General features: G+C 39.7%; 22 protein-coding genes and 9 tRNA genes. 9 read left to right on the top strand and 22 right to left on the bottom strand.

The window, feature by feature from the left end; translation table 11 throughout:
• Positions 1 to 182: 182 nt before the first annotated feature.
• The 13 genes from I6F45_RS08475 to dnaQ all read right to left on the bottom strand — a co-directional run bounded on the left by I6F45_RS08475 (position 183) and on the right by dnaQ (position 5,625).
• Entirely contained in the window at positions 183 to 1,541 is a 1,359-nt protein-coding gene (locus tag I6F45_RS08475) for a histidine kinase sensor domain-containing protein (RefSeq protein WP_165729290.1), read from the bottom strand.
• Entirely contained in the window at positions 1,538 to 2,251 is a 714-nt protein-coding gene (locus I6F45_RS08470) for a response regulator transcription factor (protein WP_165740361.1), read from the bottom strand. Before I6F45_RS08470 ends, I6F45_RS08475 begins: the two co-directional genes overlap by 4 nt.
• A 184-nt stretch (positions 2,252 to 2,435) precedes the next feature.
• Positions 2,436 to 2,512, bottom strand: a tRNA-Asp gene (locus tag I6F45_RS08465).
• Between the two features lie 54 nt (positions 2,513 to 2,566).
• A tRNA-Asp gene (locus I6F45_RS08460) sits at positions 2,567 to 2,643 on the bottom strand.
• Positions 2,644 to 2,680: 37 nt separating this feature from the next.
• Positions 2,681 to 2,757, bottom strand: a tRNA-Asp gene (locus I6F45_RS08455).
• A gap of 37 nt (positions 2,758 to 2,794) precedes the next feature.
• Positions 2,795 to 2,871 (bottom strand) — tRNA-Asp (locus tag I6F45_RS08450).
• Positions 2,872 to 2,909: 38 nt separating this feature from the next.
• Positions 2,910 to 2,986 (bottom strand) — tRNA-Asp (locus I6F45_RS08445).
• Between the two features lie 31 nt (positions 2,987 to 3,017).
• Positions 3,018 to 3,094, bottom strand: a tRNA-Asp gene (locus tag I6F45_RS08440).
• A 41-nt stretch (positions 3,095 to 3,135) separates the two neighbouring features.
• Positions 3,136 to 3,212 (bottom strand) — tRNA-Asp (locus I6F45_RS08435).
• A 41-nt stretch (positions 3,213 to 3,253) separates the two neighbouring features.
• Positions 3,254 to 3,330 (bottom strand) — tRNA-Asp (locus I6F45_RS08430).
• 27 nt (positions 3,331 to 3,357) lie between these two features.
• A tRNA-Asp gene (locus tag I6F45_RS08425) sits at positions 3,358 to 3,434 on the bottom strand.
• Positions 3,435 to 3,531: 97 nt separating this feature from the next.
• A complete protein-coding gene (locus tag I6F45_RS08420) occupies positions 3,532 to 4,902 on the bottom strand; it encodes a TIGR03503 family protein (RefSeq protein ID WP_197160237.1) in 1,371 nt (456 codons plus the stop codon).
• 9 nt (positions 4,903 to 4,911) lie between these two features.
• Positions 4,912 to 5,625: a DNA polymerase III subunit epsilon gene (dnaQ, locus tag I6F45_RS08415; RefSeq protein ID WP_165728593.1), complete on the bottom strand. Its 714-nt coding sequence runs from the start codon at positions 5,623 to 5,625 to the stop codon at positions 4,912 to 4,914.
• A 68-nt stretch (positions 5,626 to 5,693) separates the two neighbouring features.
• Between dnaQ and rnhA the strand changes: the two genes are divergently transcribed.
• Positions 5,694 to 6,158 (top strand): ribonuclease HI, encoded by a 465-nt coding sequence (rnhA, locus tag I6F45_RS08410; RefSeq protein WP_007378210.1) that lies wholly within the window; start codon positions 5,694 to 5,696, stop codon positions 6,156 to 6,158.
• Between the two features lie 162 nt (positions 6,159 to 6,320).
• Here rnhA and I6F45_RS08405 read toward each other — a convergent pair whose 3' ends face one another.
• A complete protein-coding gene (locus I6F45_RS08405) occupies positions 6,321 to 7,106 on the bottom strand; it encodes a class I SAM-dependent methyltransferase (protein ID WP_101217180.1) in 786 nt (261 codons plus the stop codon).
• 53 nt (positions 7,107 to 7,159) lie between these two features.
• On the opposite strand from I6F45_RS08405, the gene gloB reads away from it, so the two are divergent.
• Positions 7,160 to 7,933 carry a hydroxyacylglutathione hydrolase gene (gene gloB, locus I6F45_RS08400; RefSeq protein ID WP_165735687.1) on the top strand — a complete coding sequence of 258 codons (774 nt, stop codon included), beginning with the start codon at positions 7,160 to 7,162 and terminating at the stop codon, positions 7,931 to 7,933.
• A 155-nt stretch (positions 7,934 to 8,088) separates the two neighbouring features.
• Positions 8,089 to 9,669: a LysM peptidoglycan-binding domain-containing protein gene (locus tag I6F45_RS08395; protein WP_197160236.1), complete on the top strand. Its 1,581-nt coding sequence runs from the start codon at positions 8,089 to 8,091 to the stop codon at positions 9,667 to 9,669.
• Between the two features lie 68 nt (positions 9,670 to 9,737).
• Here the strand turns inward: I6F45_RS08395 and I6F45_RS08390 are convergent, their stop codons facing one another.
• From I6F45_RS08390 to I6F45_RS08380, 3 genes are read right to left on the bottom strand one after another with little or no spacing between them, the layout of a single operon-like run.
• Positions 9,738 to 10,187, bottom strand: coding sequence for a flavodoxin (locus I6F45_RS08390; protein ID WP_010553680.1), 450 nt, complete (start codon positions 10,185 to 10,187; stop codon positions 9,738 to 9,740).
• Positions 10,187 to 10,951, bottom strand: a complete 765-nt coding sequence (gene truC / locus I6F45_RS08385) for a tRNA pseudouridine(65) synthase TruC (protein WP_197160235.1) — start codon at positions 10,949 to 10,951, stop codon at positions 10,187 to 10,189. The genes I6F45_RS08390 and truC overlap by 1 nt, the downstream gene beginning before the upstream one ends.
• On the bottom strand, positions 10,944 to 11,264 hold the full coding sequence (locus I6F45_RS08380) for a YqcC family protein (RefSeq protein WP_165728588.1): 321 nt from the start codon (positions 11,262 to 11,264) through the stop codon (positions 10,944 to 10,946). Before I6F45_RS08380 ends, truC begins: the two co-directional genes overlap by 8 nt.
• 104 nt (positions 11,265 to 11,368) lie before the next feature.
• On the opposite strand from I6F45_RS08380, the gene I6F45_RS08375 reads away from it, so the two are divergent.
• Both I6F45_RS08375 and I6F45_RS08370 read left to right on the top strand, forming a co-directional pair.
• On the top strand, positions 11,369 to 12,397 hold the full coding sequence (locus I6F45_RS08375; protein WP_165721647.1) for a DUF3549 family protein: 1,029 nt from the start codon (positions 11,369 to 11,371) through the stop codon (positions 12,395 to 12,397).
• A complete protein-coding gene (locus I6F45_RS08370; RefSeq protein ID WP_002963032.1) occupies positions 12,398 to 12,697 on the top strand; it encodes a DUF3301 domain-containing protein in 300 nt (99 codons plus the stop codon).
• Positions 12,698 to 13,548: 851 nt separating this feature from the next.
• Here the strand turns inward: I6F45_RS08370 and I6F45_RS08365 are convergent.
• On the bottom strand, positions 13,549 to 14,202 hold the full coding sequence (locus tag I6F45_RS08365) for a GNAT family N-acetyltransferase (protein ID WP_008169301.1): 654 nt from the start codon (positions 14,200 to 14,202) through the stop codon (positions 13,549 to 13,551).
• A 316-nt stretch (positions 14,203 to 14,518) separates the two neighbouring features.
• Between I6F45_RS08365 and I6F45_RS08360 the strand changes: the two genes are divergently transcribed.
• The 3 genes from I6F45_RS08360 (at position 14,519) to I6F45_RS08350 (ending at position 15,905) form a co-directional block, all read left to right on the top strand.
• The gene (locus I6F45_RS08360) at positions 14,519 to 14,755 is read left to right on the top strand and encodes a DUF2789 domain-containing protein (protein ID WP_002958240.1); all 237 of its coding nucleotides are present in this window, start codon (positions 14,519 to 14,521) and stop codon (positions 14,753 to 14,755) included.
• 96 nt (positions 14,756 to 14,851) lie between these two features.
• The gene (locus I6F45_RS08355; RefSeq protein ID WP_010553684.1) at positions 14,852 to 15,118 is read left to right on the top strand and encodes a hypothetical protein; all 267 of its coding nucleotides are present in this window, start codon (positions 14,852 to 14,854) and stop codon (positions 15,116 to 15,118) included.
• 13 nt (positions 15,119 to 15,131) lie between these two features.
• Entirely contained in the window at positions 15,132 to 15,905 is a 774-nt protein-coding gene (locus tag I6F45_RS08350; protein ID WP_165741318.1) for a Zn-ribbon-containing protein, read from the top strand.
• Positions 15,906 to 16,234: 329 nt separating this feature from the next.
• Here the strand turns inward: I6F45_RS08350 and syd are convergent, their stop codons facing one another.
• Complete coding sequence (gene syd / locus I6F45_RS08345) at positions 16,235 to 16,783, bottom strand: SecY-interacting protein (protein WP_197160234.1); 549 nt, start codon at positions 16,781 to 16,783, stop codon at positions 16,235 to 16,237.
• 59 nt (positions 16,784 to 16,842) lie between these two features.
• Between syd and queF the strand changes: the two genes are divergently transcribed.
• Positions 16,843 to 17,688 carry an NADPH-dependent 7-cyano-7-deazaguanine reductase QueF gene (queF, locus tag I6F45_RS08340; RefSeq protein WP_165741109.1) on the top strand — a complete coding sequence of 282 codons (846 nt, stop codon included), beginning with the start codon at positions 16,843 to 16,845 and terminating at the stop codon, positions 17,686 to 17,688.
• A gap of 243 nt (positions 17,689 to 17,931) precedes the next feature.
• On the opposite strand, the gene I6F45_RS08335 is transcribed toward queF, so the two are convergent.
• From I6F45_RS08335 to I6F45_RS08325, 3 genes are read right to left on the bottom strand one after another with little or no spacing between them, the layout of a single operon-like run.
• A complete protein-coding gene (locus I6F45_RS08335) occupies positions 17,932 to 18,837 on the bottom strand; it encodes a peptidylprolyl isomerase (RefSeq protein WP_165741108.1) in 906 nt (301 codons plus the stop codon).
• Positions 18,838 to 18,887: 50 nt separating this feature from the next.
• A complete protein-coding gene (tamB, locus tag I6F45_RS08330) occupies positions 18,888 to 22,571 on the bottom strand; it encodes an autotransporter assembly complex protein TamB (protein ID WP_197160233.1) in 3,684 nt (1,227 codons plus the stop codon).
• The gene (locus I6F45_RS08325) at positions 22,571 to 24,298 is read right to left on the bottom strand and encodes an autotransporter assembly complex protein TamA (protein WP_197160231.1); all 1,728 of its coding nucleotides are present in this window, start codon (positions 24,296 to 24,298) and stop codon (positions 22,571 to 22,573) included. The genes tamB and I6F45_RS08325 overlap by 1 nt, the downstream gene beginning before the upstream one ends.
• Positions 24,299 to 24,482 lie beyond the last annotated feature (184 nt).

Genomic DNA, 24,482 nt, shown 5'->3' with positions numbered 1-24,482 from the left:
AAGAAGGATTATCATTTTCTTTTAATGAAAAGCATAGCAACTTTACATTTGTTACATTTAGGACATATACAAAGACGCGTTAGGTGCAACCTACTTTAGTTGCCTAAAAATATGTAAGTAAGGGCGTGAACAGGACGAGAAAGCGTTGCTCAGTTTTACAAGCACACAATATGAAATGTAATTTATACACCTTTAGGAACCGTTACAGTCATTACTAAACCACCTGCAGTATCATTTTTAGCACATACTGTTGCAGCAATCGCATGTAATTGCCTTTGTGCTAAAGCAAGCCCTAAACCAAAGCTATCACTGTTGCATGAGCGAGCTGAATCAATCCGGAAAAAAGGTCTAAAAATAGTATTTAAATGCTCTTTAGGTACTCCTGGACCTTGATCTGCAATAATAATTTTATATTCATGTTTATAATCAATGAGGCTAATCCGTACTTTTTTATTAATGGGTGTGTAACGTAGTGCATTTCTAAGTATATTCTCCAGTGCTTGACCTAAAGCTCTGTGATTACTGTTTTCAATATGGGCTTGATTAGGTAAGTCAGCAGAAATAAGTTTATCTGGGTACTCAAAACGCCCATCTTCAATGAGGATTTCGAGTAAATCGACTAAATCCAAAGATTCGATGCGCAACTGAGGTGACTCGTTATCTAACCAGGATAACGTAAGTGTGTCATCCACTAACTTACGGATATGCTGTGACTCTTTGTGAATACGCTCTAATTTGATTTGCGTGTCTTCTACACCCTTTTCCCTGTGAGTGAGTAAATTGTCAGTTGCTATATCTAAACGTGTTAAAGGTGTTCTCAACTCGTGAGACAAATCAGTTAATAATACACGTTGATGCATAATTTGATCACTGATCCGCTCTGCCATTAAATCAAATGTTTCAGCTAGCTGAGATAGTTCATCATTGCGTGAGCCCAACTGCTCCCGAACTCTGACACTAAAGTCTCCTTTGCTAAATGCCCTACTTGCTAAGTCGAGTTCTTTAATAGGGTGCATAATATGACGATATAACACAATCGATAAACACACCAATATCAGCATTGGCAATAAAACTTGTAACGACAAACGTGTTAAATTCCAAAGTGATCCTGGGTGCATTCTTTGCGGCAACTGCACAACAAGGCTAGTTGCACCATCTTTAAAGGGTAATTGCATAACGGGTGCATGCTCAAAATACAGATGGATTTTCCAATCAATACTTCGCCCCAAGTTATACCCTGTATACTCATAACGATGAGAACGATTACCTGCTAACTCAATCACATTGGCTTTAGCAATTACAGCCCAAATACTCTCTTGTTGTTGTAAATCATCAACCCAACGCTCAAGTTCGCTCATATCGCCTTGATCAAATATAACCTCAGCCTTTTTTTGCCAATTAATTAACTCTTCTCGGCTTGAGTCACTTAGCATGCTCATATCATTTTCAAAATGATTAACCGCGACATTAATTAAATAAAACATAGCAACAACACCAGTACCAATAATTAAGCACAGCTTCCAAAATAAACGTCGTGTCATTTAATACAGTACCCTTGCCCATGTACAGTGTGTAAACGGCTGCCATCCCAGCCGGCGTTATTTAATTTTTTTCGTATACGACTCATATGCATATCTAAACTACGATCGTACTGACTGAAACGCTTGTTAAGCGCCACTTGATATAAAAAAGGTTTTAACAGTATTTGTTCTTGGTTTTTCATTAAAATTTGCAGCAAGGCAAACTCAATAGGCGTAAAAGCTAATAGCTCACAATGCAGAAAAACCTGCTGCTGTAGGCTATCTATTTCAAGTCCATCAATATTAGCAATGTAAGGGGTATTTGTGTCTTGTTTAAAAACGCGCCTTAGTACTGAATCTACGCGTAGTAATAATTCTTGGCTATTAAACGGTTTTGCTAAGTAATCATCTGCACCAGCTGATAGACCTAGTATGCGCTCTTCTTCAGCATGTTTTGCCGATACAATTATTACAGGGGTGTTATTACAACTACGTAAAATATTAAGTACTGCTAAACCGTCTTTGCCCGGCAACATAACATCTAATAAAATAAGACTAAAACGTTGAGAAACCGCTAAATCAAGCGCTTGATTACCATCAAAACACTGTGTAACAGAGTATCCTTGATTGCCTAGTAATTCAGTAATTTGATCATTAAGTAATGTATCGTCTTCAACAACTAAAATATCAAAATCAGATTTGTTGCGTTGATAGGCCTGTGGTGCAGACATAGAAAGCCATAATTTTTATAGTATTAAAACAAGTTAAAGCAAATGGTAATACAAATCAATATCAAAAGCAGTATGCAGGAAGAAAGTTAATTTTTTAAGTGTTTTGAGTGTTTTGAGTGTTTTGAGTGTTTTGAGTGTTTTGAGTGTTTTTTAAACATAAATTTATTATTGAGGAAATAACAAGTGGCGGAGTGGACGGGACTCGAACCCGCGACCCCCGGCGTGACAGGCCGGTATTCTAACCAACTGAACTACCACTCCGCAGTGGTATGTGCATGGGGTAATGCACTTACTAATTTTAATCATGATATCAAATGGCGGAGTGGACGGGACTCGAACCCGCGACCCCCGGCGTGACAGGCCGGTATTCTAACCAACTGAACTACCACTCCGCAGAGATATCATTATACTTGTTATTACTTAATTTGTTGGCGGAGTGGACGGGACTCGAACCCGCGACCCCCGGCGTGACAGGCCGGTATTCTAACCAACTGAACTACCACTCCGCAGAGATATCATTATACTTGTTATTACTTAATTTGTTGGCGGAGTGGACGGGACTCGAACCCGCGACCCCCGGCGTGACAGGCCGGTATTCTAACCAACTGAACTACCACTCCAGCATACAAATTTTGTAATATAACATTGTTTAAATAGTTGGCGGAGTGGACGGGACTCGAACCCGCGACCCCCGGCGTGACAGGCCGGTATTCTAACCAACTGAACTACCACTCCAGCGCATATTTAAACTGTTATTTTTTCTTATTGGCGGAGTGGACGGGACTCGAACCCGCGACCCCCGGCGTGACAGGCCGGTATTCTAACCAACTGAACTACCACTCCATAATAAGAATATGTTTTACAACCATACGTTGTGTAAGTGTTGGCGGAGTGGACGGGACTCGAACCCGCGACCCCCGGCGTGACAGGCCGGTATTCTAACCAACTGAACTACCACTCCATAATAAGAATATGTTTTACAACCATACGTTGTGTAAGTGTTGGCGGAGTGGACGGGACTCGAACCCGCGACCCCCGGCGTGACAGGCCGGTATTCTAACCAACTGAACTACCACTCCAGCTTTTACTTACAAGTTTTACGATATTGGCGGAGTGGACGGGACTCGAACCCGCGACCCCCGGCGTGACAGGCCGGTATTCTAACCAACTGAACTACCACTCCATATTTTCGTTGCTGTTTAGGTCTCCCTGACAGCGGCGTGAATAATACGAACCAACCCCTATTTCGTCAAGGGCTTTTTTGTTTTTTTATAGGTTTTTTAGTCATCTGTCATCGAAAGGTTTAAAATTTCACCTGATCTGTCATTTTTTGAGCCATTTTTACCGACTTGATTTTTTTCTGTGTCGGCAGCATCACCCTCACTTGTTTTCTTTTTCTTTAAAAAAGGTAGCTTCACTTTAAATTTAATCGGTTTTTTCTGCACAAAAATACGAATTGCTAACCAACCTAGTAATAAAATGAGCGTATTGCAGCCTACAATTAAACTAATAATTGTAGATGTGGCCATTTTTTCTTCAACCGGTTCACTCTCAATCATTTTATCTGGGGTAATAATCGTTGCAGGATCAATTTCGGGCACTGCTTCTATAGGTCGTTCTATCTCAAATTTATACGTTGGTAGCGTTGCCATAAATTCGCGGCCATTAATATTAGTGCCAAAAACAGACAACTCAACGCTATACCTACCCCAATCATAATTCTTAACACTAAGCTGGCGTGAGTCTTTAGCTGCAGCATCTATGGTAAACATTTGCTCTTCGTTATTAGGGTAATAAATTTTTCCCTGAATGATGACGGTTTCTGGCTTAACAATATTGGGATCTATATTTATAGTTAACAGATGCTCGTCTGTGTCTTGCTCTGCTAACGCGACTTCGGTTACAAAAGGCGGTTCGTGCACTTCTATTGTATTTTGCACAATACGGCGCTGTAGCAGCGGAGTTGCAACGTAAAGCTCTGGTGTCCATTCACCTGCAGGAAAATCTAAAGTAAACTCGCCGGTAAACACACCATCTTTAGGACGCTCGTCAAATCCGCGTCCATCGTCTTTAAATTCAGCGACTTCTTGAGTGCCTGCGCCAAAGTTAGCAAAGTTTTCATTGTTGGTACTTACAAAGTCAACATTAAGGCTAACAACATCTCTAAATAGATTTGTATTAATTGGCTCACCGTCATTGAGTATTTTGCCAGTAATTTTTATTATCTCCCCTCTAAACAACATTGAAGGAAGAGGCTCTGCCTCAAGAGATATTTCGCCTAATACGACTATTCGGCTGTCGGGCAAAATACTGCCTATGACTTGCCAAGGACCTGCCATTGGTTTTTTTATGGTGACTAAATCGTAGCTGAGTTCGTCAAACCAATCTAAGTTAGGGTTTTTAACTGAGTCAGTAGCAAAGTACTTACTGCCATCGGGCCTGACTAAAATAACTGCTGGTGCGCCTGACTTTCTAAAAAAGAGCAGTGTTATTTCATCAATTTTGCTATCTATGCGAAAACGATTATCAAGTAAAGGGATCTCATTTTGATGCCCATCGCGCTTGAGCACTTCTACTTGTTTTACGCCATATGCATTGCCAGTAAATAAACTAGCGGCACATAACGCTGTTACAAAATACATCGTTTTCATTAAATCGCCTTATTCAGCGCGCCATATACATTGGCCGCCTTCTTTGTTTACAAGATCTAATCGTGCTTCGTGTGCGCTTTGCTCAGCATCGCTTGCTCGCAGAACAACTAATGGGGCTCTATCACTATTTAAACGCTTTATGCCGCCCTTCTGTTGCTCGCTGCCGTCATCTTTATTTTGATTCAAGTTTAGCTTTGTTTGACCGCCCGTCATGGCAAGGTAAACATCGGCTAAAATTTCAGAATCCAGTAGCGCGCCGTGAAGCGTTCGTTTACCGTTATCTACATCGTAGCGACGACATAATGCATCAAGATTGTTCTTTTGACCTGGATGCAAGTCACGCGCCATTTTAAGCGTGTCGAGAACTTGACAAAAAGTATCTGTTTTAGGAAAGCCCTGATTAAGTAGCGCAAATTCGTTATCCATGTGGCCAATATCGAACGGCGCGTTATGAATAACTAACTCTGCCCCTTCAATATAGTCGAAAAACTCTTGGGCAATTTGATGAAACAACGGTTTATCACGTAAAAACTCATTAGTGATACCGTGAACGTCGATTGCTTCTTCTTCGCTTGGGCGTTGTGGGTTTATATAAACGTGAAAGTTATTGCCTGTTAAACGGCGATTTACTAACTCCACACAACCAATTTCTATAATGCGGTGCCCTTGTTTAGGGTCGATGCCGGTGGTTTCTGTATCTAAAACTATTTGTCTACGTGCCATATCGAATTTAGCCTGATTCTGGTATCTTTCTATAATCACTTTATTGTACATAAGATCAAGGTAAAACAGTGCAAAAAACCGTAGAGATTTACACCGATGGCTCATGTTTAGGTAATCCAGGCCCCGGCGGTTATGGTATTTTTATGATTTATAACGGCCACGAAAAAGAAATGAGCCAAGGTTATAAACTCACAACGAATAACCGAATGGAAATGCTCGCGGCTATTGTAGCCCTAGAATCACTCACTCGAGAATGTGAAGTAAACCTAACAACCGATAGCCAATATGTTAAGCAAGGTATTGAATCGTGGATCACTAACTGGAAAAAACGTGGCTGGCTAACATCAGCTAAAAAGCCGGTTAAAAACGTCGACTTATGGAAACGCCTAGATAAAGCCTGTAGCGAGCACAATGTAACCTGGAAATGGGTTAAAGGGCATAGCGGCCATAAGTACAACGAAATAGTTGACGATTTAGCGCGCGATGCCGCTGGCAGTAAAGATTTACTAGAAGATGTAGGCTACCAGCCTTAATTTATTCAAAGCTAGTTGTTATACCAATTTTATTAAAAACATGTTCATTCTATCGCATTAAATAACTCACTAACTGCGCTAAAAATTATTCATATAGAACAACTATATGTCACAATTTTCGCCTTGTTAATGTGCTATTTTCTTAGCGCTATAGTAGATCACTTATTTAATGCAATTGGTATTATTTTCTTGCTCGCACGATTTAAAGTGTTGCTTTGACGTTTGTCTAAGCCCTGCCCCTTTTACTGGCGCAAACTGCGGCCTTGCATGCCACTTAGGTTTTATTGGCGTAAGTGGCGCAACTCTTTTTCGTGCCACCAGCATATAAACACTGCCCATCGGTTTTAAATACTGTTTTGCAAAAGTCCGCCAAAACTCAAATCTTGATAGCCTATTACCTCTTGCCAGTGATGAATAAATAAAACGTTCGTCACTTACAATTTCAAAACCAAGTAAGTTTAGCCAATCTTTAACCCTCGCAGGGGTAAAAAAGCGCCCCGTCCATGGTAATTTCTGACCACTAAAAGGCAGCATTTGTGCAAGTCCGCACAAACTAAACGGATTAAATCCCGTAATTACTATATAGCCGCCCGGAATAAGTGTGCGATGTGCTTCTCGTAAAATGTGATGTGGGTCTGAATGATACTCTAAGCAGTGACTTAGTATGCATGCATCAATACTGTGCTCGTAAAATGGCAGTTCATCTATGTCAGCAACTACCCCAGTGTAAGGCCCAGGCTCTGCAACACACACTTGGTGTTTAATCGTACTTATACTTGTATTTAATTCGCCACTTAAATTACCTAGCTTAAGCATATGATAGCCAAACATACGCGGCAGCCATTGCTCCATTTTGCGTTCAATATCTTTGCGCAAATAATCCCCATGAGGAAACTGTTGCCACGACAGTGGTTTGGGTCCTTCTTGAAAACTAAGGGCTGGTTTCATTTTTTGAGCTCGTTATACTATGCGGTAAGTGTCACTTTATAGAGCAATTTACCATGGTGCAAGTCAAAGCAATTAAAGCCTTTTCTGATAATTACATTTGGTGTTTAACTACCGATAATAGTAACCAAGCATGGGTAGTCGATCCAGGCCAAGCACAGAGCGTATTAGCGTATCTAGCTGAGCACAAACTAACGCTTGGTGGTATTTTAATTACGCATCATCACTACGACCACACTGATGGCGTAGCTGCATTAGTTGACGCCTATCCAGATATATCGGTTTATGGCCCCGCAAATAGTCCATTTAAAGGCATCACTCACGCACTCACTGATGGTCAAAGCATCAGTGTCCTTAATATTAACTTTAATATTTTGGCAACTCCTGGGCACACGCTTGATCATATTTGCTATACAAATGATGAACTTGCTTTTACAGGCGATACATTGTTTAGCGGTGGATGTGGGCGCTTATTTGAAGGCACGCCAAAGCAAATGTGGGAATCGTTTAATAAACTAAGAGAGCTGCCTGCAAGCTGCAGTGTGTATTGCACGCACGAATACACGCAAGCTAATCTTGCCTTTGCCAAAGCGGTTGAACCACGTAACCCAGAACTCCTTGCGTACAGTAAAAAAGTAGATGAATTACGCAGTAATAACCAAATTTCCCTACCCACTTCTATTGGACAGGAGCTAAAAATAAATCCATTTATGCGTAGCGATTTGCCAACCATTACAGAGTTAGTGCCAGAAAAATTCATCTCGGTTACAAAAAACAATGAACCTTGGGGAAACTTTGCTAGTCTGAGACAGTTCAAAGACAATTTTTAATGCACAAACTAATACTTTAATATTTATTTTATTAGAATCATTAACTTAAGATATAGTGATGATTCTATTTCTGCGTTTTAAAAAGTCATTAAGTGGCAATGTTAACTCATAACAGGTAGTATTCGCCGAGTTTTTTACCCGATGTATTGGTATTTATGAATAAATCTCCCCTATTAGTAGCCTTGGCGTTAGCGCTAAGTGGTTGTCAAACTGTGACAACTCTAGACTCAGATTCTCAAGTCGCCACGCAAGCAAATCAACAACTCGAAGGCGCAAGTCCAAACGACATTAACAATGCATTGATGGTAAACGCACAATATCAACAAGTTGACCCTGACGAGCAAGAAGCCCCTGTATTTGATGATGTATGGGAGCGAATTCGCTACCAACTTTCTATCGAAATACCACAAAACCGCCCTGTTGTTACCGAGCGTAATTATTACGCTCGCCACCAAAGTTACTTAGATCGTATTTCTAAGCGTGCAGAACCTTACTTACACTTTATTGTTGAAGAAGTAGAAAAGCGCGAGATGCCAATAGAAATTGCCCTACTCCCTATTGTAGAAAGCGCATTTGACCCATTTGGTTACTCTAATCGCAGCGCATCGGGGATTTGGCAGTTTATGCCTGCAACCGGTGAGCGATTCGATTTAAAGCAAAACTGGTGGTACGACGGTCGTCGCGACATAGTGCAGTCGACTCGTGCAGCACTTGATTACTTGTCGTATTTGCATAAAACACTTGACGGCGATTGGCTAAATGCAATTGCGGCTTACAACTCAGGTGAAGGGCGTTTAATGCGCGCGATAAAAAACAATCGTAAAAAGCATTTACCTACCGATTTTTGGTCTCTTGATTTACCTAGCGAAACAACAGCCTACGTACCAAAGTTATTAGCACTTGCCGATTTATTAAAACGCTCAGATGATTTTAACGTTACATGGCAACCAGTAATTAATGCACAAGTGGTTGAAGTGGTTGATGTTGGATCTCAAATAGATTTAGCGCTTGCTGCTGATATGGCTGATATGACGCTTACTGAGCTATACAGATTAAACCCTGGTTTTAACCGCTGGGCAACTGATCCTAATGGCCCTCATTCTTTATTATTGCCTGTTGATAAAGCAGAGGAATTTAGCCAAAAACTAGCAAACACTGATGTTAAAAACAGATTACGCTGGCAGCGTTATATTGTGGCTCGAGGCGACAGCTTATCGGTAATTGCCAAAAAGTTTACAACAAGCTCAAGTGCAATCCGATCGCTTAATAAACTCAAATCAAATACGATTAAAGTAGGCCAAGAGTTATTAGTCCCGCTTACTGATGGCGCTATAAATAGCGAGCATTTACCAAAGCAGATGCGTTTAGCTGCTAATAAAGCAACTCGCACAAAGCTTTCGCACACAGTTAAAAGTGGCGACACGTTATGGGACATTAGCCGTGAATATGACGTAACTATGGATGAGTTAGCTAAATGGAATAAGCTAAAGAAAAACTCTGTTCTGCGCCTAAATCAAAAACTAACGGTTTATAAGTCAGCTAATAAACCACAAGCAACGGCAAGCACCAACCGTACTATTACATACAAAGTACGCCGAGGAGATTCACTAGCACGTATTGCGTCTAAATTTAATCTAAGCGTTAACGAAATTATTAAGTGGAATAATTTAGCAGGTCAAAAATACTTACAACCTGGCCAAAAGCTAAAACTTAAAGTAGATGTCAGAAGTAGTTAATTTATAAAACTATATTAAAAGCAAAAAGGAGCGCATGCGCTCCTTTTTTAATACCTTAAAGTTAAGGATTAAGCAGGTAGTTTCTCCAGCCATACTTTTAACCAAGGCTCGGTTACTGGCCATGGTTCAAAATCTTCACATGCATCTATTTCTAGGCGGTTGCCCACAGGCTTTGCTTGTAAATCGCGTAGTAGCTCGTCAAAGCTTCGCCCTGCGCCACAAAATGTATCGCCGTAACATCTGTCACCCATTGCAATTACACCAAACGGTTTATCGGTAAGCATTGGGAAAGTGCTATTCATTGCAAAGTACAATCCTGCCAAATTACTCGGTACATCACCTTGGCCTGTTGTGGAGGTAACAATTAAAATATGCGATGCATTTTTTATATCATCAAGTGATGCTTCAGTAATTACTGTAGCAGTATGACCCGCTTGCTCAATTGTGGCAGCAACTTCGTCGCTTAAACGCTCTGCACCGCCATTAACGCTGCCTACAAAAATACTAATATGTGCCATTAATAATCCTTTTCTTGCTCTGGCCAACCTAGCTGCTTACATATTTCAAGCATGTCTTCACCTAGTGGCGCTTTAATTGTTATTGATTCATTACTATAAGGGTGCACAAAACTAAGCTCTGTTGCAAATAACATTAAGCGTCTTAGCTCAAAATGCTCTCTAAAAAATTGATTATGCTGGTTATCACCGTGATTTACATCACCAATAATAGGCAGTGATAAGTGCTTTAAGTGTCTGCGAATTTGATGCTTGCGCCCTGTTTTTGGAAAACACTCAACCAACGAGTAACGCACTGTTGGGTACTTACCAATAGGAATAGGCAATGCAACTTGGTGCAAGCAATTAAACTGGGTTTGCGCTTCTTGCGGTGCTTTGTCTTGATCTGAAAATTTATCGGCTATTTTATCAAGTTCTTCTTTAAGCGGTTTATCTAGAAATACTGACTCTGGCGCAAAGCCGCGCACTAAGGCTAAATAGCGTTTAGCAATAGTACCTTCAATAAATAGCTGGTTCATATCGCGAGCAGCTTCAGAGCTCAGTGCAAACAGCAATACGCCCGACGTAGGTCTATCGAGCCTATGTACTGGAAATACATGTTGCCCTAGCTGGTCACGCAACATTTGCATAGCAAACTGGGTTTCGTGTTTATCTAAAAACGAGCGATGCACTAATAAGCCTGAAGGCTTATTTATAGCCACATAGTTTTCATCTTGATACAAAATAGTCAGCTCGCCATATTCAATAGGCGCCGGACGCTCACTCATTTGGTTCTCCTAAAAAGGAATCAAGGGCTGTTAGCAATTCAATTATTTCATCGCTCCCTGCTTTATTCACAAGTGTCATTTGCGCCATAGGGGCAATAGCAAAGTTACGAGGCAGTGGTTGTTTATGTGTTATTAATTGCTGTATTTTATTAATAAATACAAATTGTAACCACTGCTCAAATGCCATTGTATCGTGACAAAAAGGAGTATTTGAAAGTAGTGCCTCAGCGTCTATTGGCTCACTTTGCCAAAGCGCATGTTTTTGTAAAAGTGCGGTTAGCTGCACTAAATAAGTTTGGGTTTGCTGGTACATAACCACCCTCTTTTATATATGTAATGCAATTATACCCTGTTCCCTCATAGGCGGCTATGACGTATAATTAACGTAATTTTGCAGTAAAAACAGTTGAGAAAACAATGAGTGATCAAATAGCTACATTAGGTCAGCTTTTAGATGGTGCGGGTACTCAGTGGCGTGCTTTTGATATTGGCAGGCACATTACTAAACTCGATAAAAAACAATTTTTAGCTATTGAACAAGCTCAAGTGCCTTACCCTTATCCTCTTGCTGGTCATGCTTGGCTCGCTATCCAATTTTGGGATACTAAAGCCAGTAAAGAACCTTATGTATGGTTTTTAAAGTTTCCACTTGATGAGCAAAGTATGCTTGTAAGTGCTAGCCGCGATCACTTTGCTGATATGGTTATTCAAGCGCTCGGCACTGAAATCACAGGTGAGCAAGCCGATGGAAAACTTGATAATAACCCTTATGTTTTTACACCAAACGCAAATAAATTAGCGGCATTTAACGCCCAAGTAAAAGTACTATTAAAACAGCCTGCGTCGCAGTATTACGAGCATGCACAGTTATACTTTAGCGGTAAAATTGGTTTTGATAATTGGCAAGGTGTTGCACTGCAGGGTATTGCCGATTTTGCACTACGCTTAGACAGCGATACAAACTTAAGTAATTTGCAAAAAGCATGGGCGCATTTACCTATTGAAGTACTACAACCACTCAGTGCCATGCTTGAACACGTTGAAATACCAACATCAATGAGTGAGTTACTTGTTGATTACACACAGGCCGCAATTAGTAATAACGATACATTAGCTATAACCGCAGCACTAAGATCTGTTTCAAAAGGTCAAGCTCAAGGGTTATGCGCTCAATTAGTTGATACTGTACTAAGCTCACAGGTAAGGCACGACTCTGACGTGTTACTAACAATAGCTGGGCGGTGTTTTAAGCAATTAGAAAACCCTGAACGCTTACATGTATTTATGGATAATTGCGCACATCATCAAAAAATTGATGAGTTGTTTCCTAGTATTTTTGCTGACTTAGTTGCAATACCGACTATTCGCCCGCATTTATTAGGCTTATTACGTAAAGAAAATCGTAGCGAAACCCTCGCGCGTGCAATTGGAAGGTTATTCTCTTAAATGGCAAGTTTATGGACGTTCATACTTATTGGTAGTGTAATTTACTTATTTTGGCTTAACCGAAAGGTTGCTGAAGCGGCGAACGTTCATGCTAAACGTCAAAGTGAGCAATTGCAGGTGCAGTTGATGAGTGTTGCATGCACAAAACGCCGCTTTGGTTTTTTAAAGAACGGCAAGCCAGGCATCAAAAGTGAATTTATATTTGAATTTTCAAGCGATGGTGAAAATGCTTATCAAGGTGTGTTAATTATGGAAAATGAGTTTTTGAAAAGTGTGGTTGTTCCACCGCATAAAATATAAAACTTAATATACTTTAGGAGTATTTGTCTTAAATTAATAAACTTAATTCAACACAAAAAACTAAGGCGTAACTAAAGTTACGCCCCAATTGGACTGCATCCTGCTAGATATCCATTATCTTAAATCCGTATTATCATCCCCTGAACGAGTAAACAACCTTGTTTACCCTCACATTGCATCCTGCAATATCCATAGCCACCTTGGCAAACCCACGAAATCTATCGTTTGGCTACATACTGTAGCATCATCCCTGGTAATCCTTTTAAGTAGCTCCTGCCACTTTTTGCATCCTGCAATATCCATAGCCATCTTGGCAAACCCACGAAATCTATCGTTTAGCTACATCCCGTAGCATCATCCCTGGTAATCCTTTAAAGCAGCTCCTGCCACTTTTGCATCCTGCAATGTCCACTTGCCATCTTGGCCGTCCTGCGTAAACTAACGCTCCTGCTACTTCCTGTAGCGTCATCCATGATTATCCTAAAGTAACTCCTAGCTACTAAGTGCTTCATGCACTTCCTTATTCTTCCTTGTATCCGTTTTAGCTTGTCCTTTATGCTTCCTGCTAGCGTCCGCTATGTTGCCTATTCCGTATCCTTGGCAGTAACTCAATCATTGAGCTATGTCGTCTTGACGAAGAAAAGTTTAAAGCAATCAGGGGGGAGAAATAGGACTTAACATTAAATAAATAAACGTCACAAAAATGAAAAATAAAAATAAACTTTAAATAACAATAGCTTGAATTGAAAAAGGCTACTTATTAATAGCCTTTAACTGACAATGCTCACGATAATGTGAGATATATCTCACGGCCTTATGTCCATTTGGGCGCATTGGCTTACATCATAATTTTAAATAGTTGGCTCAATTATTGATTTAAACAGTAACTCGCCCTCTACTTGGTTAAAAGTAAGGTGTTTAAATGCTTCAAACTTTTCGGTTTTAAAAAATTCAGTATGTTCTTTACGCGTTACAAATACAGCCATCCCCGTTGACTCAGCGTTACATTTAACTAAATCATCAAGCCCTCGTAGTAAGTAACGACCAAACCCTTGCCCATGAAAATGTGGATCTACGGCAATAAAAGCTAAAAAGTAGTAATTGCCTTTCTCTTTAAGGGCATCTCTAATTGTTTGTTCTTTATCTATTAATTGATTTGTTTGTAAGTAGCCCGCACTCAGCATTAATTTTAAACGCCAGTGCCAATAACGCTGCGCTTGTAATTGGCTATTAGATTCAAATACACACGCTACTGCTTTTAATTTATCGTTGCGGTATAAACCAATTAATGGCTGCTTTTCTTGCCAAAAACTACTGAGCTCTTCGCGAATTAATGATCGTAATTTTTTTTCGTATACTGATTTATTTTCGTCATTGTAGCTAAGCATGTTTTGTAATACAGGATCGTCATGATAAGCCTGATAAATTAGGCTTGCTGCAGTGCTAATATCTTCTGCGGCTAAATACTGTACGCTGAACGTATCAGCTGGCGTGGTTACACTCATTGTATTTCCTTTATTATTTTAGCTGTAGACTGTTTAACTTTATACCTAACTATATACCTAAAATTATTAACCGTAAATTCAGCGAGAGTTTAACTAGCTAGGAGTAGAGTTAATCCTTAGAATAAGTTTTCATTTAGTTAATACCAATTGCATTAAATGAGTGTTCTATTTATAGCGCTAAGAAAATAGCACAATAACAAGGCGAAAATTATGACATATAGTTGTTCTATATGAGTAATTTTTAACGCAGTAAGTGAGCTATTTAATACGCTAGAATGAGCATATTTTTAATAAAACTGGTATAAGGAGCAATATCATGGATACGACTAAACACGACATCAATACACTATTTGCACAGCTTGGATTACCTAATTCTGATGAACAAATAGATGCATTTATTGCCTCACATGAATTAGAAGACACAACACTACTCCAAGAAGCTTCTTTTTGGGATGAGGCACAACAGCACTTTTTAGCTGAATCGCTTGCACAAGACGGTGATTGGAGTGAAGTAATTGACGAGTTAGATGTACGCATTCGTCAAAGTAAGTAATTTTATTTAATGTACCCTCCCTTATTTATTGCTAACATAGCATCTGCGCAGCATTTATATGCTGCGCAGTTATTTTATTAAAGAGTTATATATCTAATGAATTCAGTTGTATTTGATGCAATTAAAGCCCTTCTCGATGAAGGCAAAACCCCTACTGTAGCACTAACTAAAAGCCGTTTGGCGCAACCGGTTCCTATGCCGATGATTATTGCAGCAGTAAGCCAATATAAAAACAATCCTGATTCAATAAATAACTTCATGAGAAACCCACAGCAGTCAGATAGTACTGAGCTTAAAACAAGTCAATTAGATAGAATTGAGCAAAAACTCGATAAACTTCTTGCACTGCTAGAACAAAAATAATTTGAGACTATAAATGTTCGTTGTTGATTTAACTTTTGATTGCTACCAAGACACCACCCTAGAACAAGCCGAACAAGCAATAAATCGCTTAGTAAATGCATTGCGTTTTAATGGTCAAATAATGGGGGAAGAATTTCCAACCGTTTTAAAAGATGGATTTTTTATTACCCGTGTAATGTGCCCTACTGAAGATGCAATGCACCCGCTAAATAACAGCCCGTTTGTTAAGCACAGTATCGAAAAGTTACATAGTGCGGGGCTACTTGCGCCAAAAGTAAAAGTGATTGGGCAAGATATTCACTCCAACGGCGCTGATTGCTGTAAAGAACCATCAAGTTATATTTTATACACAACCTATGTGCATACGTGTAGCCCGCTTTATTGTGGTGATGACTTTTTGCCTGTGCCGTTATTTCGTATTCCGGCAATTGCTAATGGTGACTATAAAACGCTTATAAAATGGCAAGAAGATTGGCAAGCCTGCGATCAAATTCAAATTAATGGCGCAACCCGTTGTGAGTTTCCGGCACTTGAAGAAATATCGAGTATCCAAAGCGACTTATACAGACGCGGAAAAGACATAACAAAGCGAATTAGTTTTTTAACTGAAAAGCCAACCTATTATTATTTATACCGTGTAGGCGGCGTAGATAAAGCGTCTGAACTTGAACGAAAATGCCCTAGCTGCAATGGTGATTGGAAATTACCTGAATCGTGGTTTGGGTTATTCGACTTTAGGTGTGAGCCGTGTGGCTTAGTGTCTAATATATCGTGGGATTTTCAGTAACCATTAGGGCGTGTTGACCTTTGTGGATTGAAATTTGTTCAATCTAGGGACGATTTAATCGCGGCGCGAGGTTTGTAACCTAGTGGGCTAAGTAAAAACCGAGCAACAAAGAGTAAATCGTCCCTAGAAAGAACCCAAAGGGCAGCGCATGTTTGGCATTTATGCTTCGTTATCGCCTATTTATGGGGAATAACCACACTACATAGGCTCTGCCTTGCCTAAAAACCAAACATACAGCTGCAAAATCAATCACGAAAGGTCAACACGCCCTAGTAATGGCTCTAAAAATCAGCTTAGTGATAACGCTAAGCTGATTTATTAGATGCATTTTAAACCTCTAATGCCTTTAAAAAAGCATTAATGTTAGGTGCAAGTACATGGTGTGTTTTTTTGCCTACGTGCTCTAAACATACTTCACCAGTGTGCACCAATACACTCACTAGTAAATCATCTTGATCTGTTAAACCAATAAATACCGTTTCTGGCTGCTTGAGTTTGCGTTTCATTAAAACGTGACCCGTTATATTTTGCTGTAACAAATTAAAGTCTTCTTCGTTCCATGCTTGTAGTAATTCAACCTGATGCCCATCAATACTTGCTGAAATGCTTCCACCGTACATATGCCCATATAACTCGCTAAGCTCTTTTGGAAATTCAAGCTCAAGTGCATTGGCTAAATCATTAAGTGAACCTGCAGGTTGCTGACGCGCGCCCTGCCATTGAATATTTCCTTGCTCGTCAACTTCGCCAACTTCGCCAACTTCTGATGGGCTTGGCCATTGCTCATCGTGCGCAATAAGTGGGTACTTTGTAGTGTTTTTAAGGGTCTTTTCGCTAAATTGTTGATGAAGTTGTTCTATAAGCAATGCAACAGACATACTGTGAAACTCATTTAAATTAGATATAATGTCCCTATTGTAACTATTTAAGAGCAAACATGACAGATTACAGCAATTCTCCAGACCTTAAAGGTAGCGTATTAGGCAAATCTACTGAGTATGTAGATGTGTACACGCCAAGCTTGCTTTTCCCTATTGCGCGCAAACTAAATCGTGATGCTTTAAATATTGACGAAGCAGAGCTGCCATTTAAAGGCCAAGATATTTGGACTGGTTACGAGCTTTCATGGCTAAACAATAAGGGTAAACCGCAAGTTGCCGTGGCCTTATTTACCTTTGAATGCCAAAGCAGCCATATTATTGAGTCAAAGTCGTTTAAACTTTATTTAAATAGCTTTAACCAAACCCGATTTGAAAGCATTGATGTAGTAAAACAGCATTTAATTGATGACCTATCAAATGCGGTTAACAGCCCTGTCAAAGTGACTTTATACAATCCTGATGATTACAATTGCTTACCGTGTACGGCGCTGCCAGGTGAATGTATTGATGACTTAGATATTGAGATTAATAATTACGATATTGATGCTAATTCACTTAAAGCAAAAAGCGATGAAGTAGTGACTGAAACGCTCTACAGCCATTTACTTAAATCGAACTGTTTAATTACCTCCCAGCCTGATTGGGCAAGTGTAATTATACGGTACACTGGCGAGCAAATATGTCGCGAGTCGTTACTGCGTTATTTAATTTCGTTCAGAACGCATAACGAATTTCATGAGCAATGTGTTGAGCGTATTTATAGCGATTTAACAACACAACTTAATATTAAAGAGTTAGAGGTTTACGCGCGTTATACTCGTCGTGGTGGGCTTGATATAAACCCGTATCGCTCTACGCATTATAACGATACGCCATTTGCAGTTAAAATTAATCGTCAGTAGATTATTTTACACTGGAATATGAGCATTAAAAAAGGAGCCTTGGCTCCTTTTCTATTTGTATATTTAATTAATACCAATTCGCTTAATTTTGAGGCTGGGAAAACGTGTTGATAGCTAGGCAAAAAATTCGCTATTTAGTTGTTCTCGGCAATTGCTCCTGCATTGCTCTACCTTCTGCATCCATACAGTCGTAAATGAGAATTTTTTAACGCAGGTAGCGACACGTTTAGCCCCGCAAAATGATTAAGTATTATTGCGGATTGGTATAACTTCGCGCTTAGTGGGTATGGGCATACCACACACATCAACGTAGTTATGTGCTTTAACAAACCATGGTTCAACACGGTTTTTACGAGCATTGATTAAGTTTTTAAACACTGGTGAATTTGTTTTCATCACTTTAAATATACTTCTATCGCTTTGTACATCGCCAAGGACCTGTATATTGGTAATTGGGTTAAATGCCTTACCTTCAGTTGGCGTACGCGCTAAACGGTTAAAATGCTCTATACCCTCTAACACTCGACCAAACACCGTAATGTTTTTATCAAGGTAGCGCGGGCCCTGCCCTATCGTTACAAAAAACTCAGTGCTCGCACTATTTATATCGTTATCGCGCGCCATAGCAAACACGCCACTACAATGCACTTGCCATGTTTGCGTATGTGCTGAATTTTGAGCTACTGCAAAGCCGTTTAAAAAGCCGGTAACTGGCGCATATCCGTCACCATTTAACTCAGTAATAAAAAGGGGTTTGTTTGTTGTTAAATAAAACTCAGCTGGAACTGTTTTATCTGCCGTTTTAATTAACTTTTTACCCGAGCTGTCGCCGCCTTGAGCTACAAAACCTTCAACAAACCGATAAATGCCAGTATTTTTATAAAACCCTTCTCGCGCTAACTTTTTAATGTTTTGAACGTGCTTTGGAGCAAGCAGTTCATTAAGCTCAATATAGGCATTACCCGTTGGCAACGTTATCTTTAAAATATTTTGAGCGTTCACTACTCGCCAATCATTATCTGTTGCACTGGCAATTACTTCACTAGCGCTCAATAAAGGTAGCTCTTGATTAGCAACATCATTGCTGAGTTGCTGAGCACACCCGCTTAATAAAACACCAAGCAGAGCCGGCAATATAATTTTTTTCATCGCTCATATCCTTATAATTCTTATTGTTTTGGTTTTGGTTTTGGTTTTGGCTATTCCCAATCAAACTTATATAGCACATCAACATTTTGGTATAGCCCGCTCGTTATCTCTATGTATAACTGCGAAAGTAACTGATAACGCACGGCCACTTCACTAAGCGAATCAAATACACCTACGCTATATTTAACTTGTAAGCTGGGTGCTACGTAACCTGATATTTCTACTTTGGTGCTATCACCACTACCTGATGAGCTTAAACTTACATCTGACAACCCAAAGGTTTCACCTACCTTAGAAACAACCCCTTCGCTGCGGCTAACCCCTTGAGAGAGTAATAACTGTGTGAGCATTGCATCGCTTGACGAACTTTCTCCATCACCCAAAGGTTGGCCATTAAGTAAATATGCAAGTGCTTGCGCTTGGTCCATCGCAGGCTCAGAAAATATTTTGAGAGTTGGTTGTTCAACATTACCCGTAAGCGTAACTCCTGCAATGACACCGTTTGCAGTCGTATCGGGGTTACGTATAGCTTTAATATTTAAAAATGGTTGTTCAATTGAACCGCTAAAACCAACTTGCCCGGTGCTGATCACCAAGTCTTGCCCAAAGGCTAAGTAAGTACCTTCAATTAAGTTAAGCTCACCTGTGGCTATAATTGGCGCGCCCTGACTCATTTTTATCGCTAAATCACCTGCAACCTTTGATTCCAAGCCAAACGATTCTACTTTTACATCGTTTTTAACAATCACTTTTAAATCTATGTCGTAATCAAACGGGACTGTCTCGGTGGCCTCGGTTTTTTGATCAACAATAATTTCATCATCGCTAACTTGCACTGCGCCCTCAGGAAGCTCTTCAATCATTATACGACCGTAAGGCACAACTACCTCACCAGCAAGCTTGAGTGCATTATTAGCCAAGCCTATTTTTAAGTCTGGTGATACTTTAAAAGTAACACCTTGCTGCGCGCGTACATAAAACTGCTCGCCAACTACCGCAACATTTACAGCAGGTTGCTCACCTTGCCAATCAACATCACCGGTGAGATTTATTTTACCGCCCTGGTTGTCGATTAAGTTGCCTTTTATTGTGGCTGTTGTTTTATCAAACAATACGTTTATATTTGATTTTTGTAGCGCTATAGGTAATTGCTCGCCCTCTAAACTAATATCGCTAACATTAAGCTCGCCATTTAATAAAGGGTCTTTTAACGTACCGGCTAACGCGACTTTTCCGCTAATATCACCTTTTAACTGCTCGAGAGTTTCAAGAAATGGTTGTAAGTCTGCAAGCAGTATTTTTTCAATATTAACGGTACCATTAAGCGCTTGCGTATTTTGTATATCATCGATATTAATTTGTGTGTTTATTTTCCCAAGCACACTTGATTCTAAATTAGCTTCAAGCTTGCCAATTTGAGAATCCGAAAACGCACTAATGCTTAATGTTTCAATAGGTAATTTAAAACGATCTTCTTCAGAGGTAAGTACCGCTGTTAAATCAGTAGAATCGATATTTGCACGTAATGTTTTAAGCGCACCGCTTTGCCAGTTAAGTGCCACATCGCCAGCTATATTACCGCGAGTACGAATATTGTCAGGCAAAAAGTGCTTAAGTTCTTCAAGTGCTAAGTTGCTTAGTTTAGCATTTAACTGACCGAGATTTTTTGACTGCGCTAAGGTGTCTATGCATAATTTACTTTGCTCAGATGCCCAACAATGTGCACTCACATCAAAGTCGCCACTTTGCGTATTAACCATAATGGCAATATTTTTAGTATTACTAAAACTAAGCTTTTTATCGCTGAGCGTTACATTACTAAGCTCGCCATTCCAAGTGGTATTATTAATTTTGCCATTAACTTCAAGCTCTACACTGCCTTGCTCGGCATTTATAGATGCCGTAAGTTGGTGATCTGTTTTGTCGCCGCTAATATCAATTTTAACGCTATTAATTTGCTGTTCGGCTACAAGCGCCGAACCAACACTCACCGATACATCGGTTTGCCAATCGGCAGCGGTATCTAACTGCCCTTTTACTGATAATTTATCAATGTTTATTTCATCAAAAATAAAGCGATCTAGTATTAACGCTAAATCAACTGAAGGCGTTAATCGCTCGCCTCTCACTTTTAAATCTGCAAAGCCATCTGCAGTAAATGGAATATTAGCTTTTTCATCACTTTTTAGCGTTACTTTGCCATCAACCTGCCAAATGTCGTCAACTTGCCCACTTAGCGCTAACTTGTTGGTGCCACTACTTAAATAAAAGCTATCAATGTTCGCTTTTAACGTGTTGTCTAGCTTAAAGTTTGAGGCAAATTCTAGTGGCACGTCGTTAAGTAATCCGCTTAACTTTGTATTATTCATTTGTAGCTGCCACTTGTCGTCAGCTACATTAAACGAGCCTTTAAACTGCCCTGAAATATCACTTGTTGCAGCGTCAGTTAAATACTGCGCTTTTAAATTAGCAAGCGTGCCATTAAAGTTAGCCTTTATGCCTTGTTGCCAATCAACATTGGCTTTAATCACTGCGCTGCTCTCATTCGCTTTTATACTAAGCGCTTCAAGCGTTGCTTTTGTAAGACTTCCTCTTAGCTGTGTATTTAAATCTACAGCTGGGTACGCGCCTAATTGACTATTTGCCAGCAGTGTAAGCTGATAGTCGTCGGCATTACCTTTAGCATTAAGGCTAACATTTTTAACCTTCAGCTCATTACTTTGCGCATCAATAAGCCACTGCTTAATTTTGCCATTTAACTCAAACGGATAGTTTTTTTGCTTTAAATTTGCCGTTGCCGTTAAACTAAGTGGATATTGCCCCTGCGTTTCTAAATTTAGGTTTAGGTTTGATAAGTCGCCATCTAGCTCCAAGTTAGCTTGATGTTCATCACTTTGTAAAACCACACTCCCTTTTAAAGGTAATTCTCCTGCAAGCTCAGCGTTAAGATGCGTATTAAGGTGCCACTGATCATACTTTGCTGAGAATGACTCTAAATTAATAACCGCATCTTCTACACTTAATTGCAGTGAGATGTTTTCAATAACATGCTGCGCTTCGTCTTGTTCTATCGTAATGTTAGCTATTTCAAAGTCTTCAACAACTAAATCAAGTGGCGAAGTAAATTCTATATTAGGCAATGCAGGTAGGTGTGTTAAAGGCGCTTGAGTATTTTGCGCCGTTTGTGTTTTCGCATCTTGCTCTTTTAAGGCAACAAGTATGGTGGGAATATTCAGGCTTTTAACCGTCAGCTTTGAACCCTCTGCTTTTGCTGAGAGTTTAAAGTTATCCACACTTACGTTTGCACTTGGGTGCTCTAGAATAAATTTGTTTATCGCAATGTTTTTTACAGCAATATTAAAAGGTAAGCTAACTTTTTCAAGTGGTTCTGCAGCGGCTTCTTCTTGTGACTCTGCAGTTTTTGGTAATGTTAAATTTATAGATTTAGCACTTAAGTTATCTATACAAATTCCATCGCACTGCCACCAAAACAAATCAATTTTCAATTGTTGTGCATTAAAGTCCAATCCGTTGTTAGTAAAGCGCACATTAAAGGCATCATTATAAATAAAGCGGCCATTTTTAATTTCAATATGTAGTCCATCAACCGCTTTGTTAGCACTATAAGCAATAAATTGATTACCGGGTGCGGTAAATAACAAACAAAATAGTGCAACAACTAACGTGACAAAAATAGCACTTACGGCGGCTGTTATCTTTTTTAATACTGACATTAAATTTCTGGCCCTATGGTAATACTTAAACGTGTGCTTTTACTTTCTTTTGTTAATCCCCAAGCGTGGTCTATGCGCACTGGGCCAACGGGTGTTAAATAGCGAAAACCAAAACCAGCGCCTACTTCAAAATCATCAGAAAAATCATTAGTCGCAGTACCACCATCAACAAATAAAGCTGCTCGCCAGTTTTTAGCAAACTGGTAGTTATATTCCATCGTGCCCGATAGTAAATACTTACCACCTATTAGCTCGCCGTCGTCGTTCTCGGGCGATATTGATTGGTACGCAAAACCACGAACACTTTGGTCACCACCTGCGTAAAACCGAAGTGAAAATGGCACGTTATTAATATCATCAACAAGCATTGCTCCCACATTCGCTTTTAAAAACACCAAGTGGCGGTCAAAATAAGTGCGTAGCCATGCATGTTGCATTTGCACCCTAATCAGATTAGTACTCGAAAGCACGTCATCTAAGCCAAACTCAGCAGATATAAGCCACTGCTCTCCCCAATAGGGAGTGGTGCCGCCTTTTGACTTTTTACGTGCATAGCTAATGCCGGGCATTAACATTTCGGTACTTTCTTCTGGCTCATCACCAATGCGGTAGGTTTCTTGGTCACGGCGTAAAAAGGCTGTGCGCACCCACTTATTTTCAGTGAGCCATTGGCGCTGAACTTGCCCAGTTAATATTTCACTGTAAGTGTCGTTTGTTAGCTCATCTTCTAATTTATAACCGACAGAAAAACGCCATAAATCATCATTAGGATCATCAACCGGAATTGTATAGGCCATGGAAATATCTTGCTGTTTTTGTGCCACATTTAAATTAGTTTCGAGGTAATGGCCGTCTTCTGTGATCCACGGTTTACTCCATTTAAAACGTACTTTGGGTCCTAAGTCAGTACTAAAACCACCGCCAATTTCATAACTGTTAGCGGGCTTGGGTAATACTTCAACTTTAATCGGTACTTGGCTATTTTTGCGTGCAGCAATATCGGCGTAAACACGAACACTGGCAAAATAAGGTGTGCTTGATAAATCTAGATTATAGTCAGCAATATGTGTTGATTTATAAGGTTGGCCCTGCGAGAAAGGCGCTATAGAGCGTATGTATTTTTCAGCGGGTGTACTACTGGCAATTTGTATATCGCCAAACTCATACCTAACTCCGGTATCAATTATGAAAGTAATAACAGCACTATTTTTTTTAAGCGACACTTCTAATTTGCGCGCTGGCCACTTAGCATCAAAATAACCAAGCTCCAGCAACATAGATTCTATTTTTTTATGAGCATAGTCATATTTACCATGATTTAAAACATCACCTTGCTTTAAGTGATTGCTTTTAATCAATGCCTGTAATTGGGTATCGCTTTGACCATCACCGTTTAGCGTAATATTAATTGCTTCTATGCGAGTTGCAGGCCCCCGTTCAACTTTAACAATTAGTTCGCTGTCGTCTTTATCATAAATAACCTCGACGGTCGGGCTATAATAGCCAAGTGCTTTGATGCTATTTTGTACTTGTTTTTGAGCATAACGGCGAAGTGTACGGGTTGGCTTCTCGCCAATTAACTGCTTGAGGTAAAGAGCTACGTTATTTTCTAAATCGCCACTTAACCCTTCAATTTCGTAATCTTCTATGACTTTTTCTGCCGCATAGCTATTTGTCGCAATTAAAGCGCTCACAACACACATGCAACGTAAAAACTTAATAAACAAGTAAATATCCTTACTTTTAATATCTTACAAAAAACTAGTTAATTACCCGCATATTAGCATAGCCATAATGAGCAACACATTAACTTAATAACAATCTAACGCGTAAATTTAACTTTGAATAAATATCAGCATAATTAAAATTAGTACGCGTTAAGACAATATTTTAGTTACAATAGTGCCTACG

The sequence above is a fragment of the Pseudoalteromonas sp. SWYJZ19 genome, assembly GCF_015864375.1.
In the GTDB taxonomy this organism is placed as follows: domain Bacteria; phylum Pseudomonadota; class Gammaproteobacteria; order Enterobacterales; family Alteromonadaceae; genus Pseudoalteromonas; species Pseudoalteromonas arctica.
This window is presented reverse-complemented; position numbering and strand designations above follow the sequence as displayed.